At 64.1% G+C, this 15,234-nt stretch carries 11 protein-coding genes, 1 pseudogene and 1 riboswitch; of the genes and pseudogenes, 7 read left to right on the forward strand and 5 right to left on the reverse strand.

Going from position 1 to position 15,234, the window contains the following annotated elements:
• Positions 1 to 197 precede the first annotated feature (197 nt).
• The 5 genes and pseudogenes from fos (at position 198) to VPH41_RS12720 (ending at position 5,328) form a co-directional block, all read left to right on the forward strand.
• Positions 198 to 608 (forward strand): annotated as a pseudogene (fos, locus tag VPH41_RS12700) (fosfomycin resistance glutathione transferase).
• 275 nt (positions 609 to 883) lie between these two features.
• A riboswitch (cyclic di-GMP riboswitch) is annotated at positions 884 to 970 on the forward strand.
• A gap of 81 nt (positions 971 to 1,051) precedes the next feature.
• Entirely contained in the window at positions 1,052 to 3,673 is a 2,622-nt protein-coding gene (locus tag VPH41_RS12705) for a S53 family peptidase (RefSeq protein WP_328570292.1), read from the forward strand.
• A gap of 142 nt (positions 3,674 to 3,815) precedes the next feature.
• Positions 3,816 to 4,253, forward strand: a complete 438-nt coding sequence (locus tag VPH41_RS12710) for an MbcA/ParS/Xre antitoxin family protein (RefSeq protein ID WP_328570293.1) — start codon at positions 3,816 to 3,818, stop codon at positions 4,251 to 4,253.
• A 2-nt stretch (positions 4,254 to 4,255) separates the two neighbouring features.
• The gene (locus VPH41_RS12715; RefSeq protein ID WP_328570294.1) at positions 4,256 to 4,954 is read left to right on the forward strand and encodes an RES family NAD+ phosphorylase; all 699 of its coding nucleotides are present in this window, start codon (positions 4,256 to 4,258) and stop codon (positions 4,952 to 4,954) included.
• 53 nt (positions 4,955 to 5,007) lie between these two features.
• Entirely contained in the window at positions 5,008 to 5,328 is a 321-nt protein-coding gene (locus VPH41_RS12720; RefSeq protein ID WP_328570295.1) for a DUF2288 domain-containing protein, read from the forward strand.
• A gap of 63 nt (positions 5,329 to 5,391) precedes the next feature.
• Here VPH41_RS12720 and VPH41_RS12725 read toward each other — a convergent pair whose 3' ends face one another.
• The 4 genes from VPH41_RS12725 to VPH41_RS12740 all read right to left on the reverse strand — a co-directional run bounded on the left by VPH41_RS12725 (position 5,392) and on the right by VPH41_RS12740 (position 10,209).
• The gene (locus VPH41_RS12725; RefSeq protein ID WP_328570296.1) at positions 5,392 to 6,114 is read right to left on the reverse strand and encodes an ABC transporter ATP-binding protein; all 723 of its coding nucleotides are present in this window, start codon (positions 6,112 to 6,114) and stop codon (positions 5,392 to 5,394) included.
• Positions 6,115 to 6,124: 10 nt separating this feature from the next.
• The gene (locus VPH41_RS12730; RefSeq protein ID WP_152284553.1) at positions 6,125 to 8,068 is read right to left on the reverse strand and encodes a branched-chain amino acid ABC transporter ATP-binding protein/permease; all 1,944 of its coding nucleotides are present in this window, start codon (positions 8,066 to 8,068) and stop codon (positions 6,125 to 6,127) included.
• 7 nt (positions 8,069 to 8,075) lie between these two features.
• Complete coding sequence (locus tag VPH41_RS12735) at positions 8,076 to 8,966, reverse strand: branched-chain amino acid ABC transporter permease (RefSeq protein WP_152258462.1); 891 nt, start codon at positions 8,964 to 8,966, stop codon at positions 8,076 to 8,078.
• A gap of 85 nt (positions 8,967 to 9,051) precedes the next feature.
• On the reverse strand, positions 9,052 to 10,209 hold the full coding sequence (locus VPH41_RS12740; RefSeq protein WP_152284552.1) for an ABC transporter substrate-binding protein: 1,158 nt from the start codon (positions 10,207 to 10,209) through the stop codon (positions 9,052 to 9,054).
• Between the two features lie 364 nt (positions 10,210 to 10,573).
• On the opposite strand from VPH41_RS12740, the gene VPH41_RS12745 reads away from it, so the two are divergent.
• Both VPH41_RS12745 and VPH41_RS12750 read left to right on the forward strand, forming a co-directional pair.
• Positions 10,574 to 11,494 (forward strand): hypothetical protein, encoded by a 921-nt coding sequence (locus tag VPH41_RS12745; protein WP_328570297.1) that lies wholly within the window; start codon positions 10,574 to 10,576, stop codon positions 11,492 to 11,494.
• A gap of 24 nt (positions 11,495 to 11,518) precedes the next feature.
• Positions 11,519 to 11,944: a hypothetical protein gene (locus VPH41_RS12750; RefSeq protein ID WP_328570298.1), complete on the forward strand. Its 426-nt coding sequence runs from the start codon at positions 11,519 to 11,521 to the stop codon at positions 11,942 to 11,944.
• 20 nt (positions 11,945 to 11,964) lie between these two features.
• On the opposite strand, the gene VPH41_RS12755 is transcribed toward VPH41_RS12750, so the two are convergent.
• Positions 11,965 to 15,006: a heparinase II/III domain-containing protein gene (locus VPH41_RS12755; protein ID WP_328570523.1), complete on the reverse strand. Its 3,042-nt coding sequence runs from the start codon at positions 15,004 to 15,006 to the stop codon at positions 11,965 to 11,967.
• Between the last annotated feature and the right edge of the window lie 228 nt (positions 15,007 to 15,234).

Genomic DNA, 15,234 nt, shown 5'->3' on the forward strand with positions numbered 1-15,234 from the left:
GCGTCGCGCTTTGCGGCCGGCGATGCTCACCGTGCCCTGGCACGGTTGCGCTTCTCGGCCGCAAATCACTGCCGCTCGCTACGGTTTGGTCAGGCGCCGTGAGGTTTGTGGTCTTATTGCTGTACCTGGAATACTGTCGCCAGAAACCGCTGCGGAGGCTGGAACCCGCCTCCCCCACCTGAGAGGTATCCAGCACCATGTTGACCGGCCTGAACCACCTCACCTTGTCCGTGCGCGAGCTGGCGCGCAGCGTTGCTTTTTACCGCGACACCCTGGGCCTGCGCCTGCATGCGCGCTGGGACAGGGGCGCGTACCTGTCGGCCGGTGAACTCTAGCTGTGCCTGTCGCTGGATGCGGGGGCGGCCAGCGGTGCGGGCGGCAGCTACACGCACTATGCGTTTTCCATCTCGCAGCAGGACTTCCCCGCCTTTGCCGCCCGCCTGCGCGCCGCGGGCGTGTCCGAGTGGCAGCAGAACCGCAGCGCCGGCGATTCCCTGTATTTTCTCGACCCGGACGGCCATCAACTGGAAGCCCATGCGGGCAGCCTGGCGCAGCGGCTGGCGGCCTGCCGCGCAGCGCCATATCCGGGCATGGTGTTCGAGGATTGATGGCTGGAAGGTGAAAAATTCGGCAAATTCGTTATATTCATTAAAACCAGAAAAATGCACTCGCCGTTACAACGGAAAAACGCCGTTACGCCCCGATACAGCCCTGACAACCTTGTTTTTTAGGCTTAACCAAGCTGACAAGATTGCATCGGATAATGGCGGAATATACGACAAATTCATGCATAAATGAAAATGTTGATTGAAAATAGTTAACACTTATTTGGCGAATTCACTAGAATTGATAACGCATCAGGAAATACGTCGCGATGCATGATCAGTTCTGAGGGCAAACCCGTCGAAAGGCGGGGACGCAAAGCCACCGGCCTACCGCGCGCAAGCGCCACGGCAGCGGGGCTGCCAATGCAAGGCCGGGACCGCCAGCGCGCGGCGCCAGCCCCCGCATTGTCGAGATGTGGCCCTCGCCCAACTCGGAGAGTTTCGCCATGAAAAAAAGTATCCCCCTGCATTCCCGTCACGGGCGCCTGCTGCTGGGCGCCACTGCCGCCATCCTGCTGGGCGCTTGCGGCCCCGGCCAGGAGAGTCCGGCGTCGGCGCCGCCCGCCGCCATCGCCACGGCGGCCACGCAATTCAGCGTCGAAGTGCCCGTCATCCCCGCCGCCGTCGGCGCGCTGGTGGCGCAGCCGATGTTCCACGCCGCCCCCGCCCTGCTCGATGCGCCTGACGGGCGCGACAGCAGCAACAGCAGCGGCTCGGCCCACTGGCGCCCCCACTTGCAGAACGTGCACGGCGCCATGACGGAAATGCGCACGCGCCGCCTGACGCCGCAAAAGATCGCCGCCGCGGAACAAATGGCGCAGGACATCGCACCCCTGCAAGCGGGCGGCACGGCCGACACCGTCGCCCCCATGGCCGGCAGCAGCGTGGTGGCCACCTACTCTCCCGCGCAAATCCGCGCCGCCTACGACCTGCCCGCCCTGCCGGCGGCGGGCACGGCGCTGACGCCGGCCCAGGCGGCCCAGCTGGGCGCGGGACAGACGATCTACATCGTCGACGCCATGCACAACCCGAACGCGGCGGCCGAACTGGCCATCTTCAACCAGAAATTCGGCTTGCCCGGCTGCACCACCAAGGGCATCGCCACCAACGCCGCCCTGCCCTTGCCGGCCGCCCCGGCCAGCGGCTGCGAACTGTCCATCGTGTACAGCACACCGTCGAACACCATGACGGCCACGGCGCCCGCCTATAACTCGGGCTGGGCAATGGAAATCGCCCTCGACGTGCAGTGGGCGCATGCGACGGCGCCGCTGGCGCGCATCGTGCTGATCGAGGCGCCCGACGCTTCCATCAACAGCCTGCTGGGCGCCGTGCGCCTGGCCAACCTGATGGGGCCTGGCGTCGTGTCGATGAGCTTTGGCGCCGCCGAAGGCAACTGGACGGCTTCCGTCGACAGCGCCTTCACGGGCAAGAACATGAGCTACCTGGCCGCCACGGGCGACTCGGGCAGCGGCGTGTCCTGGCCATCCGTCTCGCCCAATGTGCTGGCCGTGGGCGGCACCACGCTCAGCTACAGCGGCAGCGGCGCGCGCAGTGAAGCGGCCTGGTCCGGCACGGGCGGCGGCATCAGTGCCTACACGGCACTGCCTATCTACCAGACGGTCAACGTGCCGGGCCTGACCAACCTGCTGCGGCGCAACGTGGCCGACGTGGCCTTCAATGCCGACCCCGCCACGGGGCAGTACACGGCCGTCATGGCGCAGGGCAGCAGCACCGCCAGCTGGCTCAGCATCGGCGGCACCAGCCTGTCCACGCCCCAATGGGCGGGCCTGGTCGCCATCGCCAACGCCAGCCGAGCACTGCAGGCCAAGACGGCGCTGGGCTTGCCGCACGGCATACTCTACGGCCAGATCGCCAGCGTGCCCGGCACCTTTGCCAGCAGCTTTGCCGACATCACGCGGGGCAGCAACGGCACGTGCAGCGTATGCACGGCCAAGGTCGGCTACGACCCGCTGGGCGGCCTGGGTACGCCGAACGTGAAAAGCCTGCTGGCCAGCCTGTCGGGCACGCAGATCGCCCCCGCCGCGCCCGTCGTGGCGCCGGCCAGCATCAGCGGCGCGGCCGGCAAGCCGCTGTCGTTTACCGTCTCGGCCAGCGCCGCCAATCCGCTCAGCTTCACCATGCTGGGCGCGCCGGCCGGCATGGGCATCGCCGCCACGGGCGTGGTCAGCTGGGCCGCCCCCGTGGCCGGCACGTATGCCGTGACCATGGTAGCCAAGGATACCGTCAGCGGCTTGAGCGGCCAGGGCGTGTACACCATCGCCATCGCTCCCGTCGCGCCGCCCGTCGTTGCGGCCGGCGCCATCACGGGCAAGGTCGGCACGGCGCTGGCATTCAATGTCAGCGTCAGCGCCGCCAATCCCGTCAGCTACGCGCTCGCCGGCGCGCCGGCAGGCATGGCCATCAGCAGCGCCGGCCTGGTCAGCTGGGCCGCGCCCGTGGCCGGCACCTACGCCGTCACCGTGACGGCCACGGACAGCAAGACGGGCCTGAGCGGCAAAGGCGTCTATACGGTGGCCATCGCCGCCCCGCTGCCGCCCGTGGTCACGGTGGCCAGCGTCAGCGGCAAGCCGGGCGTGGCCCTGTCATTTACCGCCACCACGGTGGCGCCCAACCCCGTCACCTACAGCCTGGCGGGCGCGCCATCGGGCATGAGCGTCAATGCCGCCGGCGTCGTCAGCTGGGCCAACCCCGTGCTGGGCAGCTACAGCGTGACCGTCATCGCCAGGGATAGCAAGACGGGCTTGACGGGCCAGGCCGTGGCCACGGTGAAAATCGCCGCCGGTCCCACGATCAGCGCCGCCGCCATGACGGGCGTGGCGGGCAAGGCCATGAGCGGCAGCATCGTGCTGACGGCCCCCGGCGCAAACGCGCTGTGGATCTCGATCATCGGCGCGCCGCTGGGCATGCAGTTCTCCATGAGCGGCATGACCATCACGGCCAGCTGGCCCCAGCCGGTGGCCGGCAGCTATGCGCTGAAGGTGGTGGCGCTGGACAATAACGGCTTGACGGCGCAGCTCAGCGTGCCCATTACCGTCACGGCACGATAAGCCGGCGCGGCCGGCGGGCCGACGGGGCGCAGCGGGACAGATGTCCTGCTGCGCCCCGTTTTTTCATGCGTGCGGCCGTTGCAGCGAATCCTAAAAAGGAGTATAAATAGTCCACAAACAGAGTCTCATACAAGGATACGCCATGAATCTCGCCTATGCCTACCCGAAAAGCCGCTTCGAGCCGGCCGTGCTTGTCGACCTGAACGCCAAAGCCGAGCGCGAGCGCCTGTCGCAGGCGGCCCTGAAAGGGTTTTTCAAGCTGGCCGCCGCCTGGAAGCTGCGCGACGACGATGCGCGCGAATTGCTGGGCGGCCTGTCCAGCAGCGCCTACTACGAGTGGAAGAAACACCCGGACCGCGTGCTGGAAGTGGACCGCATCACGCGCATTTCGTATTTGCTGGGCATCTACAAGGCCTTGCACATCCTGTACGGCGACAAGCTGGCGGACGAATGGATAAGTTTGCCCAACAAGAATCCCATCTTCGGCGGGCGCACGCCCCTGTCGCAGATGCTGGCCGGCGGCTTGCTGGCCATGCAGACGGTGCGCAAGCTGCTCGATGCGCGCCGCGGAGGGCTGTGATCTTGGCTGCCGCTTCCCCTGAATACCTGCCGCCGCTGGCCGCCTTGCGCCAGATCGACACCTGCCGCCTGATTCCCTCGCGCTTCGCCGACATGGAAGACTCCGTGCTGGCGCCCTTGGCCGAGGACGACGAACACCTGCGCGAGCTGTTCGAGCTCGATAACGCGACCAACGCGCGCCTGGTGGCGGAGTACGGCGGCGCGCCAGGAATTGGCGTGGACGAGCTGGTTTTTGGCGTGCCGCACTTCCGCATCATCAATGCCGCCTACACGTATGCCCGCCCGGAAGGGGCGCGTTTCAACGATGGCGAACGGGGGGCTTGGTATTGCGCCTTCGACATGAAAACGGCGCTGGCCGAAATCATTTTCCACAAGACCGTGGAATACCAGGAAATCGACTATTTCGACGACAGCGTCAACTACCAGTCGCTGCTGGCCGATTTTTCCGCCAGCTTCCACGACCTGCGCGGCCAGCAGCGCTATGCCGCCTGCCTGGACCCGGCCAGCTACATCGCCTCGCAAGACCTGGCGGCCGTGCTGCTCGAAGCGGGCTCCATGGGCGTGATCTTCCCCAGCGTGCGGCACGCCAGCGGCACCAACCTGGCCTGCTTCCGCCCTGCCCTGGTCGGCAATGTTCGCAAAGGCGCCGCCTATCGGTTAACATGGCAGGGTACGCCGACGCCGCGCGTGGAAGCCCTGTAAGGCAAACCCGCCGCGCGCAACGGCAGCCGACTCACCGAACATTGATATTTCGCATGCAAACCAATCCTGAAAAAGACACCGAACTGCGCCTCAAAGTCAACAGCGAAACGGCCCGCCTGGCCTGGAGCGAACTGGAAAAACATTTTGCCCAGGGCAATGTCGTCTGGGTCGCCAATGAGCTGGACCTGGTCGAAGTGGCCGTGCGCATCTCGCACGACGACAAGGCGTCGATCAGCCAATGGATGGCCGATGGCAAAGTGGCCAAGGTGTCGGACCAGCAGGCGCTGGACTGGCAGGCGGCCGACGCATCCCTGTGGGCCGTCGTCGTCAGCCCGTTCATTCTGGTGCAGCAGGAAAAGCCCACCAAACACTGATGCCAGCACGCTGGGCCCGGGCAGCGGGCGCAGCGTGCCAGTCTGGCCATGCGCCAGGCCGCGTCAGTGCCCGCCGCCCAGATACGCCGCAATCACCTTCGGATCCGTCTTCAAGCTCTCCGCCGGGCCATGCACGGAAATGCTGCCGTTTTCCAGCACGTAGCCGTAATCGGCCACGTTCAGGGCGGCAGCGGCGAATTGCTCCACCAGCAGCATGGTCACGCCTTCCGCTTTCAGGCGCGTGATGATGCGGAAGACTTCTTCCACCAGGATGGGCGCCAGGCCCATCGACGGCTCGTCCAGCAGGATCACTTCCGGGTTCAGCATCACGGCGCGGGCCATGGCCAGCATCTGCTGCTCGCCGCCCGACAGGGTGCCGGCCAGCTGGTCGCGCCGTTCCTTCAGGCGAGGAAACAGCTCCAGGGCCCTGTCCAGGTCGCCCTTGATGTCGCCTTTCGGGCGCGACCGCGTGAAGCGGGGGAAAGCGCCCAGCAGCAAGTTGTCCGTCACCGACATCGAGGCGAACACGCGCCGCCCTTCCGGCGAATGGGCCAGGCCGGCGCGCGCGATCTTGTGCGAATCGAGGCCCGTGACATCCTGGCCGCCCAGGGTGACGCTGCCCGACCTGGGTTTGAGCATGCCGGAAATGGCCCGCATGGTGGTGGTCTTGCCGGCGCCGTTCGAGCCGATCAGGGTCACCAGCTTGCCCTTCGGGACTTCGAGCGAAATGCCGTGCAGGACTTCGACTTTGCCGTAGGCGGCGTGCAGATTATGAATGGTCAGCATGGTCTTCCTCTCAGTGCGCCGCGGGGCTCAGGGTGTCGGCGCTGCCGCCCAGGTAGGCTTCGATCACTTTCGGATCGCTCTGGACAAGCGCGGGTGCGCCTTCGGCGATCTTCTGGCCGAAGTCCAGCACCGTCACCACGTCCGACAGCGCCATCACCACGTCCATGTGATGCTCGATCAGGATGATGGTGATGCCGTGCTCGCGGATCTTGCGGATGATGGCCATCAACTCCTTGATGTCGGGCGCCGTCAGGCCCGCCGCCGGCTCGTCGAGCAGCAGCAGGCGAGGGTTCAGGCCCAGCGCGCGGCCGATTTCCAGCAAGCGCTGCTTGCCATACGGCAGATTGCGCGCCTCTTCATTGGCCAGGTCGGCCAGGCCCACGAATTCGAGGATGCTGGCGGCCCGCTCGCGCGCCGCCGCCTCTTCCCGCTTGTAGCGGGGCGTATGCAGCATCACGTCCAGCACGTTCGACTTGAACGTGTTGTGCAAGCCCACCAGCACGTTTTCCGTGGCCGTCATCTCGCCGAACAGCTGCACGTTCTGGAAGGTGCGGGCCACGCCGCCCAGCGCGATCTCGGACGGCGTGCGGCCGGAGATCACGGCGCCGGCAAATTCCACCTTGCCCGCCGTCGGCTTGTAGATCCCCGTCAGCACGTTCATCATCGTGCTCTTGCCCGAGCCGTTCGGCCCGATCAAGCCGTGCACGGAGCCCTGCGTGACGTTCAGGTCCACCTGGTTCAGCGCTTTCAGGCCGCCGAACTGCATCAATGCCTGGTCCACGCGCAGCAGCGTGGCGCCCTGCTGCCCGCCCTGGGCGTGGTCGAACGGCGCCACGCCGTGCGAGGCGACGGCCTGCACATGGCCCCGGCCCTTGCCGATAAAGCTCATCAGGAATCCCACGATGCCATCCTGCAGGTAGTACACGACGAACAGGGTCATCAGGCCGAAGATGGTCAGCCGCCAGTCGACCATGTTCTCCAGCCGGTAGGAAAACGCGGCCAGGCCGATGGTGGCCACCAGGGGCACGAGCACGCCGCGCACGGTGGCGCGCTTCCTGGCCAGCATGAAGATGGATCCGATCACGCCCAGCACGGCGGCGGCGACGGCGATCTTGCGGAACAACTCGATGTCCGACAGCAGGCTGGGGAGCATGACAACGATCAGGGCGCCGATCAGCGCGCCCGAGCGCGTCTTGCGTCCGCCCATGATGACGGCCAGCAGGAACAGGATCGTCAGCTCGAAGTTGTAGGTATTGGGCGAGATATATTCTTCCGAATACGCATACAGGCTGCCCGCCAGGCCCGCGAAGCCGGCGCTGATGACGAAGGCGTAGACCTTGTAGCGGTACACGGACACGCCCATGCAGTCGGAGGCGATGGGGCTGTCGCGCAGCGCTTCGAAGGCCCGTCCCAGGTTCGACTTCAGGATGCGGTGCACGACGACGAGCGAAATGACCATCAGCGCGGCCACCATGTAGTAGTACTCGACCTCGGAGAGCTTGTGGCCGAACAGGACGGGCTTGTGGATCTTGATGCCCATCGGCCCTTCCGTCAGGAAGCTCATTTCATTGATCAGGATTTGCACGATGGTGCCGAAAGCCAGGGTCACCATGGCCAGGTAGGGTCCCGTCACGCGCAGGGCCGGCAAGGCCAGGATGGCGCCGAACACGGCCGCGCCCGCGATACTGGCGGGGATGGCCAGCCAGAACGGCAAGCCCAGCTTGAACACCAGCACGCCCGTGGCGTACGAGCCGATGCCGAACAGGCCCGCGTGGCCCAGCGACACCTGCCCCGTGTAGCCGACGACGATATCGAGGCCGAACAGCAGGATGGCGTAGATCAGGATGGTTTCGGCCAGGTGGATGTAATAGGGATTCGGAATGACGACGGGGAACAGCACGAGCGCGGCCAGGCCCGCCGCGCTCAGCGCCAGCATGGTGATTTTCTTGTTCATGTGATCCTCAGACTTTCTTGATCGCGGCTTTGCCGAACAGGCCGGACGGCTTGATGGCCAGCACCAGCAGCAACAGCAGCAGGCCTGGCACTTCCTTGTAGCCCGTGGAGATGTAGTAGCCGGTGGTCGTCTCGGCGATGCCCAGGATCAGGCCGCCGACGATGGCGCCCACGCCCGAGGTCAGGCCGCCGATGATGGCCACGGCAAAGGCCTTGAGGCCCAGCGAGGCGCCCATGGTGGCGCCCGTCAATGTCAAAGGCGCCACCAGCACGCCCGCAAAGGCGGCCGTGGCCGACGACAGCGCATAGGAAAAGGTGATGACCATGCCCGTGTTGATGCCCATCAGGCCGGCCGCGTCGCGGTCGTTGGCCGTGGCCACCACGGCCTTGCCGTAGATCGATTTGCGGTTGAACACTTCCACGGCCAGCATGATGGCCAGCGCGCCCACGATGACGGCCACCTGCATCGGCTGCACGTTCGCGCCCAGCACCTTGAATGGCGCGGCCGACAGGGGCGACGGGAAGGTCAGGTCATCCTTGCCCCAGATATTTTCCGCCACGTTCTTGAAGATGATGGCCAGCGCGATGGTCGACATGATCCAGCCGAATTCGGACTTGATCTTGATGGCAGGCCGCACGCCTATCCATTCGACGAACACGCCCTGCAGGGCGCCGAAGGCGATGACGATGGGGATCATCAGCAGATAGCTCATGTAGGGGCCGCCGTGGATGGTGCCCACCAGAGAGAGCCCCACGAGCGCGCCCAGCATCAGGGATTCGCCCTGGCCGAAATTAAGGGTGCCGGACGTGGCAAAGGTCAGCTGGTAGCCGAACGCGATGACGGCATAGATCATGCCCAGCGCGATGCCGCTGAAGACGAGCTGCAGGAAGATTTCCATGGTATTCCCCGAAGGACGGAAGATAAAAAAATGGCCAGTCCTGATTCCTCAAGGCTGGCCATGGCGCGGCAGGTGTCCGCCAGGCTTATTTCGCGAGGACGACCTTGCCGTCCTTGACTTCGCCGAAGACGGTCAGGTCGGCCGTGATCGCCTCATGGTTGGTCTTGCTGAATGGCTTGTTGTAGGTGGTGACGGCGCCTTCCACTTTTTCCGTCAGGTTTTCCAGCGCGGCGCGCACTTTCGGGCCATCCGTGCCGCCCGCCTGCTTGAAGGCCGCGGCCAGCAGGTAGATGGAATCGTAGCCTTGCGCTGCCGACACGGCCGACGGCATGCGGCCGCCCGACGGCTTGTAGGCAGCCACATAGGCGTCGATGAAGGCCTTGCGCTTCGGCGTGCTGGCGTCCTGGATGAAGGTTTGCGGCATGCGCGTGCCGTCGCCGTTCTTGCCCGCGTTATCGATGAAGTTGCCCATGGCCAGGGTCCAGCTGCCGATCAGCGGCACTTTCCAGCCCAGTTTTTCCATGCCGTTGGCGATCTGCGCCAGTTCCGGGCCGATGCCGTAGGTCAGCACGACTTCCGCTCCCGCCTGCTTGGCTTTCAGCAGCTGGGCTGTCATGTCGACGTCCTTGATGTTGTATTTTTCAACGACGACAGGCTTGATGCCCTTCTTGTCCAGCGCTTTTTCCAGGTCTTCGCGGCCCAGCTGGCCGTAGTTGGTGGAATCGGCCAGGATCGCCACTTTCTTGAACTTGCGGCGTTCGACGGCTTCCTCGACGATCATGTGCGACTGGATCTGGTCGTTGGCGGCGTTGCGGAAAATATAGTTTTCAGGCTGGTCGGCAAATTGCTTGGTGACGATGGAACCCGTCGCCACATTGTTCATGACGGGAATCTTCGCTTCCTGGTAGAAACGCTGCGAAGCCAGGGCCACGCCCGTGTTGATGTAGCCGACGGTGGCGGCGACCTTTTCCTTGTTGATGAGCTCTTGGGCGATCTGCACGCCCCGTTCATTCTTGGCCTCGTCGTCGCGTTCGATCAGCAACAGCGAACGGCCCATGACGCCGCCCTTGGCATTGATTTCAGCGACGGCCAGCTTGACGCCGTCGCGCATCGACACGCCCATCGGCGCGGAACCGCCCGTGAACGGACCGGACACGCCGATCTTGATGGGGTCGGCTGCGACTGCCGCCTGCGAAAAACCCAAAACCAAACTTGCCACGAGCAATTTCTGTTTCAAATTCATTGTCATCTCCTGTAATACAACGTTTTTAATGCCACTTATTTTTATAGTCGTACGCTGGATAACCACCCCATCGATAAATCATTGTAGGTGAGTAAACATGCACCAGCAACAACTACATATGACGCGTCGCAACATGCCAAAAAGACGCGATTGCCTGCCCGCTGTCAGTCTTTTGTAAGGAAAATATGGCGCAAATTAGCGCACCTGCGCCATTCGGCAACAGTCGAGCCGCCGGAGCCGGCTGCCCGATGCGCATGCGGCCTGCTGATCTGGCGCAATACTCGCACTGCCCAGCATGCTAACGTCGGCCATGCCAGCGCGTGCGCGCCGGCCCCGTCAGCTACTCCCACCGCATGGAGGCGATATGCAGCGCCCGTCGAACCATCCCCTTTGTACCGTGTTGCGCCCCGCTGCCGCCAGCCTGCTGGCGGGCCTGCTGCTGGGCGGCTGCGCCACCGACCTGGCGCCCGTGCGCAGCTTCGCCGAACAGACGCAAAAGATGTCGCAGCACTTCGAACCCATGCTGACGGGCAGCGTCCACAGCTGCATGGAGCGGGCCATGCGCAAGCGCTTGATCCTGGCAGAGCGTTTCGATGCGCAAGCGAGCGAACAAGCGGCGCGCGACGATTGCGCGGCGATCGCGCAGGCCAGCGTGTCCGTCGCCGGCCTGAACGACGTCCTGCTGCGCTACGCCCAAACCATGGCGGCGCTGGCCGACGACAAGCTGCCCGTCTACAAGGAAGAGCTTGGCGGACTGCGCGATGCGCTGGGCGGCCTGGCGCTGCCGGGCGCCGACGCGCCCCTGCTCGATGCCGGCAAGCTGGACAAGGTCATGAAGCTGAGCGCGCACCTGAGCCGCCTGGCCACCCAGCGGCGGCAGCAATCGGCCTTGCGCGAATTGCTCGATGAGCAGGAAGCCATCGATATCGTCAGCAACACGCTCAAGGAGTATGCGCAGCGCAGCTACCGCTCCGGCGTGCAGGATGAATTGCGCGACCTGGAGCTGCTGCGCGGCGCCGTCGACAAGGCCGCGCCGCGCGAACCGCTGGCCGCCAACTACGTCCGCACGCGCTTGCACCTGGAAGGCCGACAATTGCAGGAAAGGGAAAAGATCGCCGCCGCGTATGTCGGCGCCGTCGATACGCTGCAGGCGAGCGTGGCCGCCCTGCGGGCCAATCTCGACCACCTGCAGGAAGCGGAACTGGAGCGCCAGCTGGCGCAATTTGCACGCGACGTCGCCACGCTGCAGCGGCAAGCGGCCTTCTATGCCCCCGCCCGCTGGTAAATGGCAGGCCCACCGGAGAATCCCATGGCCCGACTGACCGAACTGACGAAAGACCAGAGCTATGCCATCGCCGACAGCCTGGCGCAGGCATCGAGCCTGGTGCTGGAATTGCGCATCCGCGAACGGGAATCGCTGACGCCGGACGAACGCACCTTGCTGGAACAATATGAAAACCACCTGGACCAGATGGTGGCCCTGTTCCGCGCGTATGGCATTTATCTGGCGGCCGAGGGAGCGCAGCAGGCGCGCGGCGAGATCGAGGGCGCCATCGCCAAGGGCAAGGCACAGCTCAAGCGCATCGCCGACGTGAAGGCCGCCATCGGCGCGGCGGCCAGGCTGGTCGACCTGGGCGCGGCCATCCTGTCGCGCGACCCGCTCGCCATCGGCGAGGCGGCAGCCAGCCTGCGGACCAGGCCGAAGAAGGAAGAAGCGGCCGGACAGACTGCCTGAGTCCGCCGGCCTGCGCCCGGCTAGTCGATGCTCAGCACACCCTGGTCCGAGCTCGCATGGGTGCCTGATCCTGCCGCCGCCTCGACCAGGCTCCAGGCGTAGCCGCTGGCCGCGGGCGCCGACGTCAAGGCATAGTGCGCGCCCGGTTTCAGCCCCGTGGCGATGACGGCGCCGCTGGCCAGAGTGGAGACCCAGTCCATGCGGGCAGCGGGCGCCGCGTCGCGGTTGAACAAGACATGCAATTGCCCGCCCAGCAGCAAGGCTTCCGTGTTGGCTGCCGCCGGCAGCCGCGTAGCGCTCGGCGCAGCGGCCGGCCCCGCGCCGCCATCATTGTCGGCAACGGCCAGCACATGCAGGAAGTATTCGGGCGCATTCAGGGCCGGCGCGGCGGGCGCCGTCACCTCGAGGCGCCAGGCGCCCACATCCGTGGACGAGGATTGCTGCGCGCTGGCCGCCGCCGTCTGATTGCGCCACAGATAACTGCCATCGGCCTGGCGCCGGCGCACGGTAAAACGGCAATCGGCGCCGTTGCCGGCCGCCGCGCCCGTCGCGAGATCCGTTTGCGCACAGCCATTGCCCCCTTCCTGCGCGCCGCCCACCTTGCGCACGCTGGCATTGAGCGGCAAGATCGTCTGCGCCGTCAGCATGCCGCCCCCATTGCGGATGGTGACGATACGCTCCTGGCCCGGCTGGTAGCCAAGCTGGTACTGGCCGTTGCCCAGCGCCGCCACGCCCGCCGCAGCGGAGACGGGATCTTTTGCCGTGTGCAGCAGGAAGGTGGCCGGCAAGGCCTGCTTGCTGCGCACGCTATCGAACACCACCGTGACCGGCTTGCCCCAGAACGATGGCGAGCGCAGGAACAGCACATTGCGCACGAAGCCATTCGCCATGTCGAGCTTGCTGGAAGCATAGGCCTTGCTTGCGTTGCCGCTGGTGTAGGTGTATTGCGGCGTATTTTCGTAGCGGACAATGCCGTCGAGCGCATTCGGTCCCACCGGACTGATTTCCTCTATCGTCGGATAGCCCTGTTTCGGCGCATAGAACCATTGCCCGCCATCATTGCTGAATTCATTCTCGCCGCGCGTAAAACGCTCGTTCTTGTCGAAGATCAGCAGCGTGTTATGGGCAATGCTGCGCGTGTAGTAATTCCACCAGTGGCTGCTGCCATATTCTTCATACAAGCCCGTGTCGAGCAGCAGCGGCGCCTTGTAATTGAGCGTAAAACTGTTCTGATCGAAGTGCTGGTGATTTTCCGCGATAAAGGAAGTCGATTTGAATTCCAGCAGCGTGGCATTCGCATAGTCCCAGGTATCGCGCATCAGCACCTGGCCCGACGTCCTGAAATGGCGCGACAATTCCAGCGATTCCAGCGCGGCCGTGGGCAGCTGGACGGGCCACAACAGCCGTTCCATGATCAAGGCGGCGTGCGAACTGCGCGTCGCGAGGACATGATCGCGATAAAACTTCCCCGCCACGCCATCGCCCGTATCGGCCACTGCGCCAAGCGCCAGTTGTCCGATCAGGCTGCCGCTGACGTGCGTCGTGAAATTATCGCCGCTGGCGGGAAAGCTGCCGTCATGGCGCAAGCCGTAGATATAGGGATAAATCAGCCTGGATTGCCAGTCGGCCTGCAGCAGGGGCGCCGTTCCTGTGTTTTCCAGCGCGCTGCGCCACAGCAGCAGGCGCTCGGGGATGCTCGATACGCCATAGGCGAAACCCATATGGTGACCGCCATCGACGGAAATCAGGGCGCGTGCCGCAAGAAAGCCCTTTTCATAGTGCGCATACGACGTTTCGATCATCGGCAATACTTCAGGATGCTCGTCGACGATGGCCAGCAAGCCCACCGTGGCATTATTGACGGCGCTGAACGGGTGGCCGCTGATATAGAAATTGGCAATGGAAGGCTTCGATTCGCTGCGGTCCCACTGTTCATACACGGGCTTTTTCTTGCAATCAAAGCTGGTGCTGGTGATATACAGCGGCTGGTAGCCGCACATCGAGACATACAGGTTTTCATAGCCCTTGCCCGTATCCGCAGCGATCGTTTCCTTGATTCTCTGCGCCGTCAGGTCGCGGTAGCTACCGAAGCCCACGGCGTCGGGAACGGTGCGGGTGCCCATTTCCGCAAACAGCCAGTCGTACAGGATGCCCATGGCGCCCACCCGTCCGCCCGACGACCACTCTCCGCCGGAAACGGGTGGGGTCACCAGCAGCTTGTCCAGGTAATTCAGGGCGCCATCCAGATACTTGGCATTGCCCGTCAGACGGTATGCCATGGCCAGCATCTGCGCACTTTCATAAATCGTGCCGCGGCTGCCCGTGGCCACGTTGCAAAGGTCGGGCACGGGCTGAGAGACGGGAATCAGCGGACAGGCCTGAATGGTGGCCACCCGGCCATTGACGCGCTCCACGAAGTCGTACCATGCATTATTGAGCAGCGCATCCATTGCCGGCGCCTGCCATAATTCCTGCCCGCCGCTATCGGACAAGCGGAAATTGCGCATGGTTTCATTACGCCGCATGGCAATCCTGGTGATTTGTCCATCGGCCTTCCATTCGATCGGCGCAGTAGCGCCCGTGCCATCGACCGTTCTCCATCCCGTTGGCACGACAATACCGTTGACCTTCAGGATGATTTTATGGGTCTGGCTATTCCATGACAATTGGATAGTCGACCAGACGTCGGGTTTTAAATCGACGCGGGCCACCGACAGATACTGGGGCTGGCCATTGACCTGGAAACCCACCTGGAAACCGATACTTTCCGCCGCCGCGCCGACAGGCACGTCGTAGGAATCAACATGGCGGATAAAAAAGGCATTGCGGGTCGAACTGAATTCGCCAAAAACCGCCTGGTTGACGTTATCGAGCGGATCCTTGCGTTTGGCAAGCAAGTCCAGGCTGATGCTGCCGCCGGCGGCGGGAAATGCGGCGGGCAGGTTCGGCAATTGCGGCTTCAGCGCATCGAAACTGGCCTGATTGGCAAATAGCCGTGGATGTCCCTGTTTGACAGGCGCGGGCAATTGCGCCATCGCGGAAGAAGCCAGCAGGAATAACATGCCCGACACGGCATGCGCCATTTTCCTGGAAAAGAAACGGAGACCGCTGCGGCGGGCATTCGCCAAGGTGGTCTGCTGATTCAGCATTTGACTGTACACATGTACTCCCGGAGTTATAGAGTTAATAAAAAAACACCAGGCAATACTGCCATATATTCTTTCAAAAAAACCAATAACGACCGTCAAATGACCGACCAGTGCCAGAAAATATAAGACTTAACAATTATC

The organism is Janthinobacterium sp. P210006 (genome assembly GCF_036231885.1).
Taxonomy (GTDB): domain Bacteria; phylum Pseudomonadota; class Gammaproteobacteria; order Burkholderiales; family Burkholderiaceae_D; genus Janthinobacterium; species Janthinobacterium violaceinigrum.

Coding starts and splice junctions, on each gene's coding strand:
- VPH41_RS12705 (WP_328570292.1), top strand. CDS start 1,052: ATGAAAAAAAGTATCCCCCTGCATTCCCGTCACGGGCGCCTGCTGCTG.
- VPH41_RS12755 (WP_328570523.1), bottom strand. CDS start 15,006: ATGTTATTCCTGCTGGCTTCTTCCGCGATGGCGCAATTGCCCGCGCCT.
- VPH41_RS12750 (WP_328570298.1), top strand. CDS start 11,519: ATGGCCCGACTGACCGAACTGACGAAAGACCAGAGCTATGCCATCGCC.
- VPH41_RS12710 (WP_328570293.1), top strand. CDS start 3,816: ATGAATCTCGCCTATGCCTACCCGAAAAGCCGCTTCGAGCCGGCCGTG.
- VPH41_RS12720 (WP_328570295.1), top strand. CDS start 5,008: ATGCAAACCAATCCTGAAAAAGACACCGAACTGCGCCTCAAAGTCAAC.
- VPH41_RS12735 (WP_152258462.1), bottom strand. CDS start 8,966: ATGGAAATCTTCCTGCAGCTCGTCTTCAGCGGCATCGCGCTGGGCATG.
- VPH41_RS12725 (WP_328570296.1), bottom strand. CDS start 6,114: ATGCTGACCATTCATAATCTGCACGCCGCCTACGGCAAAGTCGAAGTC.
- VPH41_RS12745 (WP_328570297.1), top strand. CDS start 10,574: ATGCAGCGCCCGTCGAACCATCCCCTTTGTACCGTGTTGCGCCCCGCT.
- VPH41_RS12740 (WP_152284552.1), bottom strand. CDS start 10,209: ATGAATTTGAAACAGAAATTGCTCGTGGCAAGTTTGGTTTTGGGTTTT.
- VPH41_RS12730 (WP_152284553.1), bottom strand. CDS start 8,068: ATGAACAAGAAAATCACCATGCTGGCGCTGAGCGCGGCGGGCCTGGCC.